Here is a 16,929-nt window from a genome sequence, read left to right on the forward strand (position 1 = left end):
CCAGGGTAGCCCGTGGGTTACCCTATAACAAAGGGTTAAGAACGGTGGCGCTCGTCGCGCTCTTGCAAGCGCGCCTCGCTTCGGAGGCGCGGTGATGGCGGGCTGGGTGAAGATCGTGGGCCTTGGCCCCGGAGACGAGGCGCTGGTGACGCCCGATGTCTCTGCCGCGCTGGATGCCGCGACGGACGTGGTGGGGTACATCCCTTACGTGCGCCGGGTGGCGGAACGGCCGGGCCTGACGCTGCATGCCAGCGACAACCGCGTGGAGCTGGACCGCGCCGGGCTGGCGCTGGACCTTGCCGCCAAGGGGCGGCGCGTGGTGGTCGTGTCGTCGGGCGATCCCGGCGTTTTCGCGATGGCGGCGGCGGTGTTCGAGGCGCTGGAGGATCGGCCCGAGCGGCAGGCTTTCGACATCGAGGTGATGCCGGGGATCACGGCGATGCTGGCGGCGGCGGCGCGGATTGGTGCGCCGCTGGGGCATGACTTCGCCGCGATCAATCTCAGCGACAACCTCAAGCCGTGGGAGGTGGTGGTGCACCGCTTGCGCCACGCCGCGCGGGGCGGGTTTGCCATGGCCTTCTACAACCCGCGCTCGAAATCCCGCCCGCACCAGTTCGGCGAGGCGCTGGAGGTCCTGCGGGAGGAATTGCCGGGCGAGGTGCCGATCTTTTTCGCGCGGGCCGTGTCGACGGACGAAGAACAGATCCGCACCGCCACGCTGGCCGAGGCCACGCCCGAGATGGCGGACATGCGCACCGTCGTGATCGTGGGCACCGCCGCGACGCGGGCGGTGGGGCCGTTCCACTATACCCCGAGGTCGGTCTCGTGACCGAGCCAGCGCAGGATTGTGGCCTCGTCATGGCAGACGGTGCGGTCGGGCGTCACGGGGCGGTCGATCATCACGGTACGCACGCCCAGTGCGTCGGCGGCGTCGAGCTTGGCCACGGCGCTGTCCGACCCACCGTTCTTGGCCACCAGGTAGGTGATGCCATGCGCCTGCATCAGCGCGCGGTCACCGGCTTGGGTGAACGGCCCGCGCCCGACCACGCAGGCGTGGTCCGGCAGGGCCGGCGGAGCCTCGGGCGGGTCGATCATGCGGAGGAGGTAGAAGTTGCCGGGGCGCGCGGCGAAGGCATCGACCTGCTGCTTGCCGATGGCGAGGAAGACGCGCGCGCCCTGTTCCGGCAGCGCGGCAATCGCGGCGTCCATGTCGGGCACGCGGGTCCAGCCGGGGCGCGGCGGCCATGGCGGGCGTTCGAAGGCGGTGAGCGCCACGCCCGCCTCGGCACAGGCGGCGACGGCGTTGCGGCTCATCTGCGCGGCGAAGGGGTGGGTTGCGTCGATCACGTGGGTGATCGCCTCGGTGCGCAGGTACGCGACAAGACCCGGCACGCCGCCGAACCCGCCGGTGCGGGTGGGCAGCGGTTGCGCCTTGGGGCGGCGGGTGACGCCGGCATAGGAAAAGACGGCGTCGATCCCCAGCCCGGCCAGCACCGTGGCGAGGGACGAGGCTTCGGACGTTCCGCCGAGAAGGAGGAGGCGCATGGCTGATCCCTGGCTGACGCTGATCGGGCTGGGCGAGGATGGACCGGCGGGCCTGTCGGACGCAAGCCGTGCCGCGCTGGCCGCCGCCGAACAGGTGTTCGGCGCACCGCGTCACCTTGCGCTGGCGGGCGTGGCGGGCACCGAGTGGCCGGTGCCCTTTTCGACCGCGCCGCTCTTGGCCTGTCGCGGGCGGCCGACCGTGGCGCTGGTATCGGGGGATCCGTTCTGGTTCGGCGCGGGCGGGTCGCTGATGGCCGATCTTGCCCCCGGTGAATGGGTCGCGCATCCCGCGCCGTCGGTCTTCCAGTGGGTCGCGGCGCGGCTGGGCTGGCGGATGGAGGATGTCGCGTGCCGGGGATTGCACGCCGCGCCGATGGCGACGTTGGCGCGCGATCTGGCTCCGGGCGGGCGGCTGATCTGCACGCTGCGCGACGGTGCGGCGGTGGCGGAACTGGCGGCGTGGCTGGTGGGCGAGGGATATGGCGCGAGCCTGTTGACGGTGTGCGAGGCCGTGGGCGGGCCACGCGAACGGGTGCGGGCGCTGCGTGCGGATGCGGAGATGCCGGGTGACATCGGCGATCTTGTTGCGGCGGCGGTGGCGCTGGACGGGCCCGCCCGTGCGATGCTGCCGGGGCGGGCGGAGGATGCGTTCGACCATGACGGCCAGATCTCCAAACGGCATGTGCGGGCGCTGACGGTGATGGCGCTGGCCCCGAGGCCGGGCGCGCATCTGTGGGACCTTGGTGCCGGGTCCGGTGCGATATCGGTCGAATGGTGCCTTGCGGCGCGCGGCGCGACAGCCGACGCGGTGGAGGCGCGGGAGGACCGGGTCGACACGATCCGCGCCAATGCCGCGCGGTACGGCGTGGCGCGGCACATGGCGGTGCATCATGCGATACTGGCCCCGCCCTACCCCTTGCCCGACCGTGCACCTGACGCGGTGTTCATCGGCGGCGGGGCGAGCGCGGCCTTGATCGACGAAGTGTGGGACGTGATGCCCAGGGGCACGCGGCTGGTCATCAACGCGGTCACGCTGGAGACGGAGACGCTGGTGATGGCGCAGCATGCGGCGCGCGGCGGCACGCTGACGCGGATCGAGATCGCGCAGACCGCGCCGCTTGGCGGGTTCCGGGGCTGGACGCCCGCCCGGCCCGTGGTGCAATGGAGCGTGGCGCGATGATCGTGGCGGGGTTCGGCATGCGGGCGCAAGCGCCGTGGACGAGCTTTGCCGAGCTGGCCGACGGTGTCGCGGCGACGCACCTGGCGGTTCTGGCCGAGAAGGCCGCTCTGCCGGGCTTTGTTGAGTTCGCGGCGCGGACGGGCCTGCCGGTTGTGGAGGTCGGCGCGGTGGCGGGGATCGACACGCCGACGCGGGCCGCGCGGATCGAAGAGCGGTTCGGCACCGGGTCGGTCTGCGAGGCGGTGGCCCTTGCGGCCAGCGGCGGCGGGCGGTTGATCGCGGCGCGGCGCGTGTCGCAGGACGGAATGGTGACCATGGCGGTTGCCGAAGGGAAGGCTGGAACATGACGGTGCATTTCATCGGTGCGGGACCGGGGGCTGCGGACCTCATCACGCTGCGCGGGCGCGACCTTATCGCCGCCTGCCCCGTCTGCCTTTATGCCGGGTCGCTGGTGCCCGAGGCGCTGCTGTCGCATTGCCCAGACGGCGCGCGAATCGTGAACACCGCGCCCCTGTCGCTGGACGAGATCATGGACGAGATCGGCGCGGCCCATACGGCAGGCCATGACGTGGCGCGGCTGCATTCGGGTGACCTGTCGGTCTGGTCGGCGATGGGTGAACAACTGCGCCGGTTGCGCGCCATGGGCATCCCGTTCGACGTGACGCCGGGGGTGCCGGCCTTTGCCGCCGCTTCGGCCCTTCTGGCGCAGGAACTGACGCTGCCGGGCGTGGCGCAATCGGTGGTGCTGACGCGGACCTCGGGCCGCGCGACGCAGATGCCCGAGGGAGAGACGCTCGACAATTTCGGGGCGACGGGGGCGACGCTCGCCATTCACCTGTCGATCCACGTCGCAGACAAGGTACGGGACGAGTTGGTGCCGCATTACGGGGCGGAGTGCCCGGTTGCCATCGTCTGGCGCGCGTCGTGGCCCGACGAACAGGTGGTGCGCACCACGCTTGGCGCATTGCCCGAAGCGGCGGCCGAGGGGCCGGGGCGTACGGCGCTGATCCTTGTGGGGCCTGCCATCGGTGCGGAAGGGTTCGACGAAAGCCGGCTCTACGCGGGCGATTACGACCGGCGCTATCGCCCGGTCGGCACGCATCCGCGCTTCCCGGAGGGGACGGAATGATCCCGCCGGGGCTTGTCATATCGGCCCCCGCCTCGGGCACCGGCAAGACGACGGTGACGCTGGGCCTGTTGCGCGCGCTGGCGCGGGCGGGCGTGGCGGTGCAGCCCTACAAATGCGGGCCGGATTACATCGACCCGGCCTTCCACACCGCCGCAAGCGGGCGGGCGTCGGTCAACCTCGATGCCTGGGCGATGGACGCGGCGACGCTGATGTCCCGCGCGGGCCGGGAGGCCGAAATCGTGCTGGCCGAAGGGGCGATGGGCCTCTTTGACGGGGTCGCCAAGCCCGGCGAGGCGGGCACGGGTGCCAGCGCCGACATCGCGGCGCTGATGGGCTGGCCCGTGGTGCTGGTGGTCGACGTCTCCGGCGCGGCGCAGACGGCGGCGATGGTCGCGCGCGGCGTGCAGGGGTTCCGCGAGGGCGTGACGCTGGCGGGCGTGATCCTGAACCGCGTCGCCTCTCCCCGGCACGAGGCGCTGGTGCGCGATGGGATGGACCGCGCGGTCGTGAGTGTGCTCGGTGCCTTGCCCCGCCGGTCGGAGATCGCGATGCCGGAACGGCATCTGGGGCTGGTGCAGGCGGGCGAACAGGCGGGGCTTCCGGCGTTGCTGGATGATCTGGCAGACCTGGTTGAAGAGCACGTGGACATTGCCGCCTTGCGCGCTGCCGCCGCAAGTAGCGCGCGAGCGGTCGAAGGCACTGCCGCCGTGGCTCCACCACCCGGCCAGCGGATCGCGCTGGCGCGGGATGCGGCGTTTTCCTTTGTGTATCCGCACCTGATCGATGGCTGGCGGGATGCGGGGGCAGAGGTGCTGCCGTTCTCTCCCCTCGCCGACGAAGCCCCGGACGGCCAAGCCGATTGTGTCTGGATGCCGGGGGGTTACCCCGAATTGCACGGCGCGACGCTGGCGGCGGCAGAGACGTGGCGCGCGGGTATGCAGGCCTTTGACGGGCCGATCCATGGCGAATGCGGAGGCTACATGGCGTTGGGCGAGGCGCTGGTCGACCGTGACGGCACCGCGCACCGAATGGCGGGACGGCTGGGGCTGGTGACCTCTTACGCCAAGCGCAAGATGCATCTGGGCTATCGGTCTGCCGCGCTCACCGCGACGTTGCCGGGATTTGCGCAAGGTGCGCGGCTGCGCGGGCACGAATTCCACTATTCCACCATCGTCGAACAGCCCGACGCGCCGCTGGCCGAGGTGACCGACGCCACCGGCGCGACCGTGCCCGAGACGGGCAGCGTGCGGGGCCGGGTCAGCGGCACGTTCTTCCACCTGATCGGGGAGGCGCGGGCGTGAGCGGGTTCGTCAGTTTCGTGTCGTCCGGGCCGGGGGATCCCGAGCTGTTGACGCTGAAGGCGGTGGACCGGCTGGGCCGCGCCGATGCCGTTCTGTACGACGATCTGTCGGCGGGGCCGATCCTTGACCACGCGCGCGAGGGCGCGGACCTCGTGGGCGTGGGCAAGCGCGCCGGGCGTCCCTCCCCCCGGCAGGACCACGTGAGCCGCCTGCTGGTCGATTATGCCAGGTCCGGCCAGCGGATCGTGCGGCTGAAATCGGGGGATGCGGGCGTCTTCGGGCGGCTGGAGGAAGAGATCGTGGCGCTGGTCGAGGCGGGCATCCCGTTCGAGGTGATCCCCGGCGTGACCTCGGCCAGCGCGGCGGCGGCGGCGGTGGGCATCCCGCTGACCCGGCGACTGACCGCGCGGCGGTTGCAATTCGTCACCGGGCACGACGTGGCGGGCAAGCTGCCGGAAGATCTGAACATGGCGGCACTTGCCGATCCGCTGGCAACCACGGTCGTCTACATGGGCAAACGCACCTTCCCGGCCTTCGCGCGCATGTTGCAGGAGGCGGGGCTGCCGCCCGACACGCCCGCGATGCTGGCAGAAAGCGTCTCGCACCCCGATGAAAGCTATACGCCTACGACGCTCACCGCGCTGGCCGAGGCGCTGGAGGATGGCGTGAGCAGCGCGCCCGCGCTGATCTTCTACGGCGCGCTGATGGACCCGCCCGAGGTGCCCGAACCGTGATCCGGCTGTCGCTGATCGGCATCGGGACGGGCAATCCCGAACACCTGACGCTGCAGGCGATCCGGGTGCTGCAAGAGGCCGACCGGGTGCTGATCCCCGAAAAGGGGCGCGGCAAAGAGGACCTTGCCGACCTGCGCCGCGCGATCTGTGCCGATCATGCGCCCGACGTGCCGCTGGCCGTGTTCGAGATGCCCCGCCGCGATCCGGCGATCACCGATTACGCCGAACGGGTGGAGGCGTGGCACGACGCAATCGCCCGGTTGTGGCAGGAGGCGCTGGCCCCGCTTGGACAGGAGGGGCACGCGGCGCTTCTGGTCTGGGGCGATCCGTCGCTTTACGATTCCACGCTGCGCATCGCCGGGCGCGTGGCGCGCGATCTGCCCATGTGGGTGGAAGTGGTGCCGGGCATCACCGCGATCCAGGCGATGACGGCGGCGCATGCGATCCCGCTCAACACGCTGGGCGGAACGGTCGCGATCCTGCCCGCCCGCCGCTTGCGCGATCACGGCTGGCCCGAGGGGGCGGAAACAATCGTCGTGATGCTGGACGAGGGCACGAGTTTCGAGACGCTGCCCGACGATACGCAGGTCTGGTGGACGGCCTATGCCGGGATGGCGGAAGAGATCAGCATCGCGGGCCGCTTGAAGGACGCCCTGCCCCGCATCCGTGCCGCACGGGTGGAGGCGCGCGCGGCGCATGGCTGGATCATGGACACGACGCTGTTGCGGCGTGGCGATGCTGGGGCGTGATGGCGGTGGTGCTGTCCGTCCTCGTCTGGATCGGGCTCGGCCTTCCTCCGGCCTGCGCGGCGCTGGCAGTCAGCCACGCGCGTGAGGGCGCAAGGGTCGCGGGACGGCGGCGCATGTGGCTGTGGCTGTGCCTTGCGGTTCTGTTCCTCAGCGCGCTGGTGATCGGGCTGGATGCCGCCGCGCGGGCCTTTGCCGCGACCGGTTGCTCCGCCGGTCCCGTCGTCAGCGGCTGTGCCGGGGATGTGGCGGCACGGGGCGAGACGCTCTTGCGGATCGAGTTGCGCATCCTGCGCTACCTGCCGCCCGTGGCGCTGTTCACCCTGCTGATCGGGGCGCTGGCGCTGGTGCGGGCGTGGCTGGCACGGCGGGACGCGGCCTAAAATCAGGTTTCACGTTCGCGGCGAAACCCGGTAAGAGGCGGCCAAAGGAGCGCGCGCCGATGCTGAAGACCCGGATCATTCCCTGCCTCGACGTGGCCGAGGGCCGCGTGGTCAAGGGCGTCAACTTCGTCGACCTGGTCGATGCCGGCGACCCGGTGGATGCCGCGCGCGCCTATGACGCGGCGGGCGCGGACGAGATCTGCTTCCTCGACATCACCGCAACGCATGAAAACCGCGGCACCATGTTCGACGTGGTCCGCCGCACGGCAGAGGAATGTTACATCCCGCTGACCGTGGGTGGCGGTGTGCGCGAGGCCGAAGACGTGCGCGCGCTTTTGCTGTCGGGGGCAGACAAGGTGTCGATCAACTCCGCCGCCGTGCGCGACCCCGACGTGGTCGCCCGCGCCGCGGACCAGTTCGGATCGCAATGCATCGTCGTCGCCATCGACGCCAAGACGGTGGAGCCGGGCCGGTGGGAGATCTTCACCCATGGCGGCCGCAAACCCACGGGCATCGACGCGGTCGAATTCGCGCGCACGGTGGCCGAAAAGGGGGCGGGAGAGATCCTGCTCACCTCGATGGACCGGGACGGGACACGGGACGGGTTCAACATCCCCCTGACCCGCGCCGTGGCCGACGCGGTGGACGTGCCGGTGATCGCATCCGGCGGCGTCGGCACGCTCGACCACCTTGTCGAAGGGGTGCGGGATGGTGGCGCGTCGGCGGTGCTGGCCGCGTCGATCTTTCACTTCGGGACCTACACGATCGGCGAGGCCAAGGCGCACATGGCGGCGGCGGGCCTGCCGGTGAGGTTGGCGGCATGAGCGGGATCAGGGACCTCGACGCGACCATCGCGGCCCGCGCGGGCGCGGACCCGGACGGCAGCTGGACGGCCAAGCTGCTGGCCAAGGGCCCCGAGAAATGCGCCGAGAAGTTCGGCGAAGAGGCGATAGAGGCCATCATCGAAGCGGTGAAAGGCGACCGGGAGCGGCTGACGTCAGAGGCGGCGGATGTCCTCTATCACCTGCTGGTCATGCTGCATGCGCGCGGCGTGACGCTGGCCGATGTCGAGGCGGAGCTTGACCGCCGCGCGGGCGTCTCGGGCCTGGCAGAGAAGGCGTCGCGCAGCGAGTAGCCCTCAGAGCGGCGGCAGCTTGGACGAGATGATGCCGGTGTTGAAGCCACCCATGCGCAACTCTCCGAACAGGCGCTGGTATTCGATCTTGGGGCAGCGGTCCTGGATCACGTCGATGCCGCGCGCCTCGGCCTTGGCGGCGGCCTCGGGGTGGGTGACGCCGATCTGCATCCAGATGGTGCGCAGGTTGGGGCAGACCTCCAGCGCCTCGTCGACGATCGCGGGCACGTGTTCGGGGCGGCGGAAGATATCGACCATGTCGACCTTGTCCCCCACCTCCACCAGCGAGGCGGCAACGGTTTCCCCGAAGAACGGCGTGCCCGCATGGCCGGGATTGATCGGCAGCACGCGGAAGCGTTTCAGCGACAGGTAGCGCGCCACGTAGTACGACGGGCGCACCGGGTTCATCGAGGCCCCGACAACGGCCACCACGCGGGTGCGCGTCAGCACGTCGCGCAGGAAGGAATCGGCATAGTCCATCCGCGCAGCTACGCACAAAAAAGCGCCCGAGGCGAGGCTCGGGCGCGGAGGTACGGAACGAGGGACAGTAAGTCAGGAGCGAGCGTTCCGATGCTCGCGTGACATCAGTGATGTAAGTACGTTTCGGTGAAAAACAGGGGGGGTTCACACAGGTGTGACAGGCATGTTTTTTGACATGTTCGCGCGGGTCCGCGTTCCTTGCCCGGACAGGTCGAAACGCGCTTTTTCCATTGAGGTCAGGGACTTGCGGTCGAGGTCCCGGCGATCAGAAGAACGAGATGTCGTCGACGATCTGCATCGGGTCGGTGATGCCGCGCAGGTCGATCTCCCACGGGCCGAGGTCGATCACCAGCCCGGTCGCCGTCAGCGTGGCGTGGTCGGCCAGAAGTTCGGCGGCGGTCGTCACCCCCGGCGGCAATTCGATGGACGCGATGCGCAGCCGGTCGAGGCCCGGTTCGAAATCGAGGACCACGTCGTTGCCGGGCGAGGCGTTGAACAGGAAGAGGTCGGCATCCGCGCCGCCCGACAGGGTATCGTTGCCGAACCCGCCATCGACCACGTCGCGGCCCGAGCCGCCGTAAAGCCGGTCGTTGCCCGCGGATCCGATCACCGTGTCGTCGCCCGCCTGACCCAGCACGATGTCGTCATGCCCGCCGCCGTTCATCAGGTCGTTGCCGTCGCCGCCGCGCAGCCGGTCATTGCCCGCGCCGCCCTGCATCGTGTCGTCGCCGTCATGGCCGAACAGGCTGTCATCGCCGTCGGCGCCGTTCAGGTCGTCATTGCCCTCGGCCCCCCAGACGATGTCGTTGCCTTCGTTGCCGAACATGAAATCGTCGCCGCGCCCGCCATGCATCCGGTCGTTGCCGTCGCCGCCGAACATGCTGTCGTCGCCGCCCGCGCCGCGCAGGCTGTCATCGCCGTCGCCCGAACTGACGAAGTCGTCGCCGGCGCGGGAAAACACGGTATCGGCGCCGCCGCCCGACGTGACGGTATCCGCGCCGTCGCCTGTGAGGATCGTGTCCGACCCGATGCCGCTCAGCACCGCGAACCGTTCGATGCCGGTAAAGACCAGCCCGAACCCCGCCGACCCCGGTGCCGCACCCACCGCCGCCGCCGTGAAGGACAGCGGGGCGGACGTCACGGTGAGGTCGAGCACGTCGTCGCCGCCCCCGCCCACGATCCGTTCAAGATCGAGCGTCGCGCCGCCCATGTCGGTCAGGAGAAACAGGTCGCTGCCGCCGAACCCGCGCAGCGTGTCGTTGCCCGCGCTGCCTTCGAACGTGTCGTTGCCAATGCTGCCGAGGGCGAGGTCATTGCCGGCGCCGGGGCGGAACAGATCACCGCCTCCGACCCCGTCCAGCGTGTCGTTGCCGGCGGTGCCGATCAGCGTTTCGGGATCCGTCGTGCCGGTAATGAGCATGGCACCATCCTTTCGAAATCACGCCATTCTAGCGCATTTCGCGGATCATGTCACAGGTTCGCGGTGGTGATGGCGGGACCGGCGACGCGGCAAGGCCACGTCTCCATGGCCTATTTCGCGATGCGGCGGCGCGGCAGGACCGGGCGCAGGAGCGACAGGAGCGTCGCCCCGCTGGCCAGAGGCGGCGCGGTTTCGTGCAGCCTTTCGGACGGGTCCGACCGGACCGCACGGGGGCGGCGGATCAGGAAAATCCGGCCAATGCCGCGCCACGTGCCGGTCGAGGGTGCCTCGGGGTCGGTGGGAAAGCGCAGGCGCCAGCCGGACGGCAGGTCGAGGCCCGCGGCCTCGGCCTCTTCCAGCAACCATGTCAGCGGGATGTTCGACAGGCCGCGCGCCGGGGCGAAGCCACCCAGTTGCCCGCCGATATCGCCGTGAGTGCCGCGGAACCAGACCTGTTCGACGCGGTCGGGATCCTCGTCCGGCGCGGTCGTCCACATGACAGGGGTATAAACCGCGCGGGTTTCGTCCAGCGCCAGCGCGTGGCGACCGCGCTTGACGCAATGGCCCAGTTGGGTGGAGTGAAAGGCGTGCCGGTTCTCGGTCAGCCGCCAGATCAGCGGCAGGCGGATGCCCAGCGCCTTTACCGTGTCCCAGGCCCCGACGAATTCGATGTCCACGTGCCGGTGGCAATAGGCCTCGGCAAACAACTGGCCGCGTTCGCCCTGCGGGTCACATTCGTAGAAGTTGTAAAGCGCGCGCACGTTGTCGACGGTGGCGCGCGAGGGGCGCAGCAGGCCCATCCGGTCGATCACGCCCGCCAGCGAGCGGACGGCAAAGCCGCCGCGCGAATAGCCCAAGAGGTAGATGCGGTCGCCGGGGTGATAGTTGCGCGCCAGCCAGCGATAGGCGCGGCGGATCTGGCGATTGAGCCCGCGCCCGATGGCCACGTCACGCAGCGAACGCCAGTTCTGCCACTGGATGCCCGGTTCGTAGAACAGGGAAACGTCGTCGCCGGCTTCCTGCATCAGGCGGTAGGCCAGCCCCGCATTGGTTTCGCAACCGGGGCTGAGGGACGACATCGTCCCGTCAAGGATGATGACAAGCGCGCGAGACTTGCGGGTGGGTGCGGGAACTGGATCGTCGCGGCGACGGCGCCACCGCGAGATGTTCAGAAGTCTATTCAGCCGCGATCCCTTGAGCATCCTGCAACATTTCCCATACCCTGAGGGGCGTGAACGGCATGTCTGCCTTGGCTACACCCCGCGCCCACAGCGCATCATGAACGGCATTCGCCGTCGCCGCCATGGACCCGACCGTTCCGGCCTCTCCACACCCCTTCATCCCCATGATGTTGGCGGTGGATGGCACGGGTTCGGTCGTAAACCCGATCATGGGCATAAGATCGGCCCTTGGCATGGCGTAATCCATGAAACTTGCCGTGAGCAGCTGTCCCTCTTCGTCGTAAATTACGTGTTCGGTAAGCGCCTGCCCGACACCCTGAACGACGCCGCCATGCACCTGACCCTCAACGAGCATCGGGTTGATCAGGTTCCCGAAATCGTCGACGACCGTGTATTTACAAAGAGTTACCACGCCGGTCGCCGGGTCGACCTCGACCTCGGCGACGTGGGCGCCGTTGGGGAAGGAGCGCGCGTCGAGCTTGGTGCGGGCCTCGTGCTGCAAGAGGTCGTCGCGGCCCGCCTCGCGTGCCTTTTCGGCCACATCGAGCATGGTCAGAACCACGTTTGACCCCTCTGCGCGGAAGGTTTCGTGATCGAATGAAACATTTTCCGCGTCCACCCCGGCCAATTCCGCCACAAAGGGGGTGAAGGCCGCCACAATCGTGTCGACCGCGGCCAGCGTGGCGGTGTTCTGCACGGTCACGGACCGCGACCCGCCGGTGCCGCCGCCCTGCTTGATCCGGTCGCTATCCCCCTGCACCACGCGGATTTTCTCGGGCGGGATGCCGGTCTGGTCATGCAGGAACATGGTGTAGACGGTTTCGTGCCCCTGCCCGTTCGACTGGGTGCCGACGAACAGGTCGACCATGCCGTCTTCGGCGAATTCGACCCGCGCGCTTTCCGACGGATCGCCGAGGATCGATTCGATGTAGTAACACAAACCCAGCCCGCGCAGGCGCCCGCGCGCCTCGCTCGCGGCGCGGCGCGCGGCGAAACCGGGGCGGTCGGCCTGCGCTTCGGCGGCGGCGAGGACGCGGTGGAAATCACCCACGTCATAGGTCTCCCCTACCAGCGTGTCATAGGGGAACTGGTCGGCGCGGATGAAATTCTTGCGGCGCAACTCCCAGGGATCGACGCCCAGTTCGCGCGCTGCCTGGTCCATCAGGCGCTCCATCAGATAGATCGCCTCGGGCCGGCCCGCGCCGCGATAGGCGTCGACCTGCGTGGTGTTGGTATAAACGCCTTCGACATGCAGCCAGGTGGCAGGGATGTCGTAGACGCTTGTCAGCACGCGGGAGAACAGCTGCGTCTGGATCGGTTGCGCGAATTGCGAGTTGTAGGCGCCGAGGTTGCAGATCGTGTGCACACGGTAGGCGGTGATGCGATTGTCGGCGTCGAAGGCCATCTCGGCGGTGTGGACCAGGTCGCGCCCGGCATTGTCCGACAGCATTCCTTCCGACCGGTCCGACATCCAGCGCACCGGATGGTCCAGTTGCATCGCGGCAAAGGCGATACACACGTTCTCGGGATGCTCCATCGCCTTCATGCCGAACCCGCCGCCTACGTCCGGGTTGGTGACGCGCACGTTGTCCGCCGCGAGGTCGAACTTGGCCGCCAGCTTGGACTTGGTGCCCCAGACACCCTGCCCGTTCACGCACAGGTGCAGGCGCGTGCCGTCCCATTCGGCCCAGACGCCGCGCCCTTCCATCGCGTTCACGATGACGCGGTTGTCGCCCACGTCCATCGACACGGTGCGCGCGGCCTTGGCAAAGGCGGCGTCAGTCGCGTCGGCATCGCCCATGCCCCAGTCGAAGGCGCGGTTGTCCGGGGCCTCGGGGTGGATGGTCGGCCCGTTGAAATCAAGCGACAGGCTGACCGGCAGCTCGTCGTACTCGAACACGATCAGTTCGGCGGCATCGCGCGCCTGCGCCAGCGTGTCGGCCACCACCACCGCCACCGGTTCGCCGACGAACCGCACACGGTCCCTGGCGAGTTCCGCCCGCAGGGGCGACGCACCGGTCGAGCCGTCGATGTTCTTGACCGTCGTGCCATCCATGCCCAGCGTGAGGCCCGCCGCCTCCATGTCGTCGGCGGAGAAGACCATGTGCACGCCCTCGGCCTCGCGCGCGTCGGACAGGTCCAGTTCGGTGATGGTGGCATGGGCCACGGGGCTGCGGAACACGAAGGCGTGGAAGGCGTGTGCGGGTGCGATGTCGTCCACGTAACGGCCATGTCCGGTGAGAAAGCGGACATCCTCGATCCGGGTGATGGGCTGCGATCTGCCAAACTTTTCCATGACGGCACCTGTGCGATGTTCGGGGGTTGCGGGGACGATAGCGGGCGGCGCGGCGGTGTCCAGCGCTGGTTTGTTTGCGGCGCGGACGTGTCGCGGACAAGCGCGCGCCCCCGTGCAGCCTGTCGGAGGCTGGAGGCGACGGGAAAATGCCGGGAGGAGAAGATGGCACTTGACCTCACCGCCGGGAAGCTGGGCGCGGCGCAGCAGGAGGCCTATTGGCGGGACGGATACCTGCACCCGATCCGCGTGATGGACGGGGCCGAGGCCGCGGGTTTCCGCACCCGGTTCGAGACGCTGGAACATGACTGGCTCGACAACGGGTTGCCCAAGGCGCTGAACGTCTACAAGCGCACCAACAGCCATGTCGTGATGCCCGACGCCGCCGCCCTGGCCCGCGACAGTCGCGTGCTGGACGTGGTCGAAGGCGTGCTGGGCCCCGACATCGCGATCTTCTCGGCCGAGTTCTTCGTGAAGGAGCCGCGCACCGATCACATCGTGTCGATGCACCAGGACCTGACCTATTGGGGTCTTGGCGCGATCGACGGGCTGGTGACGGCGTGGATCGCGATATCCCCCGCCACGCGCGCCTCGGGCTGCATGGATTTCGTGCAGGGCAGCCACAAGAACGCGATCCTCGAACATGAAGACACCTATGCCGCGAACAACCTGCTCAGCCGCGGGCAGGAGGTGAAGGTCGATATCGCGCCCGAAGACCGCGTCGCGATCGAGTTGCAGCCGGGCGAGATGTCGCTGCATCACGGGCTGACGATCCACGGGTCGGGGCCGAACACGTCCGCTGACCGGCGGATCGGCTTCGTCATCCGCTACATCCGGCCCGACATGGTCCCGCAGGGCGGGATCGACTATGCCATGGCCGCGCGCGGGCGACAGAACCCCGACAATTTCCGGAGCGTGCCTGTTCCGCAGGCCGATTTCGCCCCCGAAGCGGTGGCGCTGCACGAGGAAATCCGCCAGCATCAGGCGTCGGTGATGATGGCGGGCGCCAAGGGCGCGTCGGCCGAGGGCATGTACGAGTAGGACGACAGGAGGGGCGCGATGGCACAGGTCAAGTTCACGCAGATGAAGGACGGCGACAAGGCGGATTACGACCTGCTGCACCCGCTGGAGGTCGAATACGCGGCGGGCACCGTCGACCGGCTGTTGAAGGCGCTGGTATCGCTGGATGAATCGCTGTCGGGCTACCAGGTCACGCGGCTGGAACATTCGCTGCAATCGGCGACGCGGGCGGAACGGGACGGGGCCGATACCGACTGGATCGTGTCGGCGCTTCTGCACGATATCGGCGACATCTTCGCGCCCTACAACCACGACGAATACGCCGCCACCATCCTCAAACCCTTCGTGCGCGAGCAATGCACCTGGGTCGTGGAAAAGCACGGCGATTTCCAGATGATCTATTACGGCCATCACGTGGGCGGGAACCCCAACAAGCGCGACGCCTATGCCGGCCACGCCTATTTCGACGATTGCGCGGCGTTTTGCGAGCGGTGGGACCAGGCCTCGTTCGATCCCGATTACGACATGCTCCCGATCGCGCATTTCGAGGCGCGGGTGCACGAGGTCTTCGCGCGCACGCCCTATGACCCTGCCGTGATCCGCCCCGGCGCGCGGGAGCCGCTGTTCACGGCCTGACGCCGGTGACCCGGCCCCCGAGGTGACCGGGCCGCGCGGTGCCTGTTACTCCACCTTCCTCGGCGTGTCGTAGTACGAGGTGCAGGGATCGCCATGCGTGGCACCGGGATTGACGCAGGACGCGCCAAGGATGCCCCAGATGAAATCCATCTGCGTCGCGGTGATCGACGGGCCGCCGAAATTGTAGAACCACTGTCCATCCGGCGCGCCCATGGCCACCTGGCCATAGCCCAGGAGGTTCGGCCGCCACGTGGCGCCGACGCCCTGCACGCCGGAGAAGCCCTGCGAATCGACCGAGGACTGGCTGTGGCAGGTCGCGCAGGAGGCGGAGTTCACGAACCCGCCCTCGGTCAGCGTGGCCCCCGTGCCGGTGGGGATGCCCGCCGCCGTGGTGAAGGACGATTGCGTGCCCTTCAGGCGATAGTTCTTCCACTGCGGGTCGCCGGGGGTGATGACCTGCCAGTCACGGTCGACCTCGTCGACGCCGACCCCCATGCCTTCGAACAGCGCCGACAGCTGGTCGGACGGACGCTCACCCGTCATCTCGGGGTGATAGACCTCGCCGGTGACGAAGAGCGGATCGTTGTGCTTGGTCTTGTCGTCGTTCAGCACGATCATCGGCGGGATGTAGTGATCGCCGAAATCGGCGCCTTCCTGCATCTTGCCGTTCACCTTGTAGCCGAAGCTGTCGTTGCACCCGATGTAATCGCAGCGACCGGGGTTCATGACGTGCTCCATCGCGTACCAGTGCCAGACGGGGATGTCCTTGGACGCGTTGGTCATCGCCATCATGTAATAGACGCCGGGCACCTGCCCCTCGTCATAGTTCTCGATAAAGACGGTGAGGAAGGGATATTCGGGGTGGTTCGGCGGGCCGCCATCGCCGAGGTCCTGCACGAGGCCAAGGCTTTGCATGATTTCAAGGTGGATGAAATCGGCCTTCACCATCACCGCGTCGACGGGCAGGCGCACCGTCATGCGTTGCGCCGCGCCGATGTCGCCGTCCGACAGCGCCTTGTTCTGCGCGCGGTTGTGGGAGGCGAGGCCTTCGCGCGAATACATGTCGTTGCGGTAGATGTAGTCGAACATCGCGCGATTGCGGAAAACCAGCTCAAGCTCCAGGTCGCGCAAGAGCCGACCGGGATCGAGCCTGTCGGCGATGTTCAGCTGCGCCCCGTGGTCGTTCAGCACCTGTTCGGACGGCGTCCCGTTCGGCTCTGCCGGCAGGGTCGGGATTGGCGAGTAATCCGCCCGGAAGGTGGGGCAGTTGGGGTTCGGGTCCGACGGGTCAATCGGCGCGTTCGGATCGCAGCAATCCTTGGTCTCGCCGGCGGTGCACAGGCCCCAAGGCTCACCCACCCAGATCGTCTGGTCCATCGACCAGTTCCAGAACTCCTCGCGGATGGCGGTGGTGAATTGCGTCCATGCAAAGGCGTCCGGGCAGGTCGCCGCCGCCGCTCCGGCAACGCTTTCGTCGAACACGGGCACCCCGCCTTCGACCGTGACGCGGCAGGCGTCGCTGTCCTGCACCGCGCTGCGGAACAGCATCATCTGTTGCAGGGTGTTCGGATCCGCGGCGGCCGGGGCGGCGAGGCCCATCGAGGCAGCAGCGGCAAAAGACAATAAGACACGCATAAATCTACACTCCTCCAAATTGATTCGCCCTTAAGTAATAATTCCTTGCCCTCCGGTTTACCTAGGGGAAAGCGCCCGACCTGCGCACTTTTCCTTCCCCCCCGCCTTTGC

General features: G+C 68.5%; 18 protein-coding genes. 12 read left to right on the forward strand and 6 right to left on the reverse strand.

Going from position 1 to position 16,929, the window contains the following annotated elements; all coding sequences use genetic code 11:
• Window positions 1-94 precede the first annotated feature (94 nt).
• Window positions 95-829: a precorrin-3B C(17)-methyltransferase gene (cobJ, locus tag ATO11_RS07125; protein ID WP_050530165.1), complete on the forward strand. Its 735-nt coding sequence runs from the start codon at window positions 95-97 to the stop codon at window positions 827-829.
• Here the strand turns inward: cobJ and ATO11_RS07130 are convergent.
• Entirely contained in the window at window positions 805-1,545 is a 741-nt protein-coding gene (locus ATO11_RS07130) for a cobalt-precorrin-6A reductase (protein WP_050530166.1), read from the reverse strand. The genes cobJ and ATO11_RS07130 overlap by 25 nt on opposite strands.
• Here ATO11_RS07130 and cbiT point away from each other — a divergent pair.
• The 9 genes from cbiT to ATO11_RS07175 are packed head-to-tail and all read left to right on the forward strand — an operon-like array spanning window position 1,544 to window position 8,153.
• Window positions 1,544-2,725, forward strand: a complete 1,182-nt coding sequence (gene cbiT / locus ATO11_RS07135) for a precorrin-6Y C5,15-methyltransferase (decarboxylating) subunit CbiT (RefSeq protein WP_050530167.1) — start codon at window positions 1,544-1,546, stop codon at window positions 2,723-2,725. The genes ATO11_RS07130 and cbiT overlap by 2 nt on opposite strands.
• The gene (locus tag ATO11_RS07140; protein ID WP_110553604.1) at window positions 2,707-3,072 is read left to right on the forward strand and encodes a cobalamin biosynthesis protein; all 366 of its coding nucleotides are present in this window, start codon (window positions 2,707-2,709) and stop codon (window positions 3,070-3,072) included. Before cbiT ends, ATO11_RS07140 begins: the two co-directional genes overlap by 19 nt.
• Window positions 3,069-3,854 (forward strand): precorrin-4 C(11)-methyltransferase, encoded by a 786-nt coding sequence (gene cobM, locus ATO11_RS07145; protein ID WP_050530168.1) that lies wholly within the window; start codon window positions 3,069-3,071, stop codon window positions 3,852-3,854. The genes ATO11_RS07140 and cobM overlap by 4 nt, the downstream gene beginning before the upstream one ends.
• Window positions 3,851-5,155, forward strand: a complete 1,305-nt coding sequence (locus ATO11_RS07150) for a cobyrinic acid a,c-diamide synthase CobB (protein ID WP_050530169.1) — start codon at window positions 3,851-3,853, stop codon at window positions 5,153-5,155. Before cobM ends, ATO11_RS07150 begins: the two co-directional genes overlap by 4 nt.
• On the forward strand, window positions 5,152-5,889 hold the full coding sequence (gene cobA, locus ATO11_RS07155) for a uroporphyrinogen-III C-methyltransferase (RefSeq protein WP_050530170.1): 738 nt from the start codon (window positions 5,152-5,154) through the stop codon (window positions 5,887-5,889). The genes ATO11_RS07150 and cobA overlap by 4 nt, the downstream gene beginning before the upstream one ends.
• The gene (gene cobF / locus ATO11_RS07160; protein ID WP_050530171.1) at window positions 5,886-6,638 is read left to right on the forward strand and encodes a precorrin-6A synthase (deacetylating); all 753 of its coding nucleotides are present in this window, start codon (window positions 5,886-5,888) and stop codon (window positions 6,636-6,638) included. Before cobA ends, cobF begins: the two co-directional genes overlap by 4 nt.
• Complete coding sequence (locus tag ATO11_RS07165) at window positions 6,635-7,018, forward strand: hypothetical protein (protein ID WP_134643084.1); 384 nt, start codon at window positions 6,635-6,637, stop codon at window positions 7,016-7,018. Before cobF ends, ATO11_RS07165 begins: the two co-directional genes overlap by 4 nt.
• A 59-nt stretch (window positions 7,019-7,077) precedes the next feature.
• Window positions 7,078-7,842, forward strand: a complete 765-nt coding sequence (hisF, locus tag ATO11_RS07170) for an imidazole glycerol phosphate synthase subunit HisF (RefSeq protein WP_050530173.1) — start codon at window positions 7,078-7,080, stop codon at window positions 7,840-7,842.
• Window positions 7,839-8,153, forward strand: coding sequence for a phosphoribosyl-ATP diphosphatase (locus ATO11_RS07175; protein ID WP_050530174.1), 315 nt, complete (start codon window positions 7,839-7,841; stop codon window positions 8,151-8,153). The genes hisF and ATO11_RS07175 overlap by 4 nt, the downstream gene beginning before the upstream one ends.
• 3 nt (window positions 8,154-8,156) lie before the next feature.
• Here ATO11_RS07175 and ATO11_RS07180 read toward each other — a convergent pair whose 3' ends face one another.
• The 4 genes from ATO11_RS07180 to ATO11_RS07195 form a co-directional block, all read right to left on the reverse strand.
• Window positions 8,157-8,633, reverse strand: a complete 477-nt coding sequence (locus ATO11_RS07180; RefSeq protein WP_050530175.1) for a CoA-binding protein — start codon at window positions 8,631-8,633, stop codon at window positions 8,157-8,159.
• A 265-nt stretch (window positions 8,634-8,898) separates the two neighbouring features.
• Window positions 8,899-10,053: a calcium-binding protein gene (locus tag ATO11_RS07185; protein WP_050530176.1), complete on the reverse strand. Its 1,155-nt coding sequence runs from the start codon at window positions 10,051-10,053 to the stop codon at window positions 8,899-8,901.
• Between the two features lie 110 nt (window positions 10,054-10,163).
• Entirely contained in the window at window positions 10,164-11,255 is a 1,092-nt protein-coding gene (locus ATO11_RS07190) for a DUF2235 domain-containing protein (RefSeq protein ID WP_082176200.1), read from the reverse strand.
• Window positions 11,230-13,530: a xanthine dehydrogenase family protein molybdopterin-binding subunit gene (locus ATO11_RS07195; protein WP_050530178.1), complete on the reverse strand. Its 2,301-nt coding sequence runs from the start codon at window positions 13,528-13,530 to the stop codon at window positions 11,230-11,232. The genes ATO11_RS07190 and ATO11_RS07195 overlap by 26 nt, the downstream gene beginning before the upstream one ends.
• Window positions 13,531-13,692: 162 nt before the next feature.
• On the opposite strand from ATO11_RS07195, the gene ATO11_RS07200 reads away from it, so the two are divergent.
• A complete protein-coding gene (locus tag ATO11_RS07200) occupies window positions 13,693-14,568 on the forward strand; it encodes a phytanoyl-CoA dioxygenase family protein (protein WP_050530179.1) in 876 nt (291 codons plus the stop codon).
• A gap of 18 nt (window positions 14,569-14,586) precedes the next feature.
• Complete coding sequence (locus ATO11_RS07205; protein ID WP_050530180.1) at window positions 14,587-15,183, forward strand: HD domain-containing protein; 597 nt, start codon at window positions 14,587-14,589, stop codon at window positions 15,181-15,183.
• A 45-nt stretch (window positions 15,184-15,228) separates the two neighbouring features.
• Here the strand turns inward: ATO11_RS07205 and ATO11_RS07210 are convergent, their stop codons facing one another.
• On the reverse strand, window positions 15,229-16,818 hold the full coding sequence (locus tag ATO11_RS07210) for a hypothetical protein (protein ID WP_134643085.1): 1,590 nt from the start codon (window positions 16,816-16,818) through the stop codon (window positions 15,229-15,231).
• Window positions 16,819-16,929: the final 111 nt, after the last annotated feature.

It is taken from the genome of Pseudaestuariivita atlantica (assembly GCF_001205715.1).
Classification (GTDB): Bacteria; Pseudomonadota; Alphaproteobacteria; order Rhodobacterales; family Rhodobacteraceae; genus Pseudaestuariivita; species Pseudaestuariivita atlantica.

Coding starts and splice junctions, on each gene's coding strand:
- cobJ (WP_050530165.1), top strand. CDS start 95: ATGGCGGGCTGGGTGAAGATCGTGGGCCTTGGCCCCGGAGACGAGGCG.
- cbiT (WP_050530167.1), top strand. CDS start 1,544: ATGGCTGATCCCTGGCTGACGCTGATCGGGCTGGGCGAGGATGGACCG.
- ATO11_RS07130 (WP_050530166.1), bottom strand. CDS start 1,545: ATGCGCCTCCTCCTTCTCGGCGGAACGTCCGAAGCCTCGTCCCTCGCC.
- ATO11_RS07140 (WP_110553604.1), top strand. CDS start 2,707: ATGGAGCGTGGCGCGATGATCGTGGCGGGGTTCGGCATGCGGGCGCAA.
- cobM (WP_050530168.1), top strand. CDS start 3,069: ATGACGGTGCATTTCATCGGTGCGGGACCGGGGGCTGCGGACCTCATC.
- ATO11_RS07150 (WP_050530169.1), top strand. CDS start 3,851: ATGATCCCGCCGGGGCTTGTCATATCGGCCCCCGCCTCGGGCACCGGC.
- hisF (WP_050530173.1), top strand. CDS start 7,078: ATGCTGAAGACCCGGATCATTCCCTGCCTCGACGTGGCCGAGGGCCGC.
- ATO11_RS07175 (WP_050530174.1), top strand. CDS start 7,839: ATGAGCGGGATCAGGGACCTCGACGCGACCATCGCGGCCCGCGCGGGC.
- ATO11_RS07180 (WP_050530175.1), bottom strand. CDS start 8,633: ATGGACTATGCCGATTCCTTCCTGCGCGACGTGCTGACGCGCACCCGC.
- ATO11_RS07185 (WP_050530176.1), bottom strand. CDS start 10,053: ATGCTCATTACCGGCACGACGGATCCCGAAACGCTGATCGGCACCGCC.
- ATO11_RS07190 (WP_082176200.1), bottom strand. CDS start 11,255: ATGCTCAAGGGATCGCGGCTGAATAGACTTCTGAACATCTCGCGGTGG.
- ATO11_RS07195 (WP_050530178.1), bottom strand. CDS start 13,530: ATGGAAAAGTTTGGCAGATCGCAGCCCATCACCCGGATCGAGGATGTC.
- ATO11_RS07200 (WP_050530179.1), top strand. CDS start 13,693: ATGGCACTTGACCTCACCGCCGGGAAGCTGGGCGCGGCGCAGCAGGAG.
- ATO11_RS07205 (WP_050530180.1), top strand. CDS start 14,587: ATGGCACAGGTCAAGTTCACGCAGATGAAGGACGGCGACAAGGCGGAT.
- ATO11_RS07210 (WP_134643085.1), bottom strand. CDS start 16,818: ATGCGTGTCTTATTGTCTTTTGCCGCTGCTGCCTCGATGGGCCTCGCC.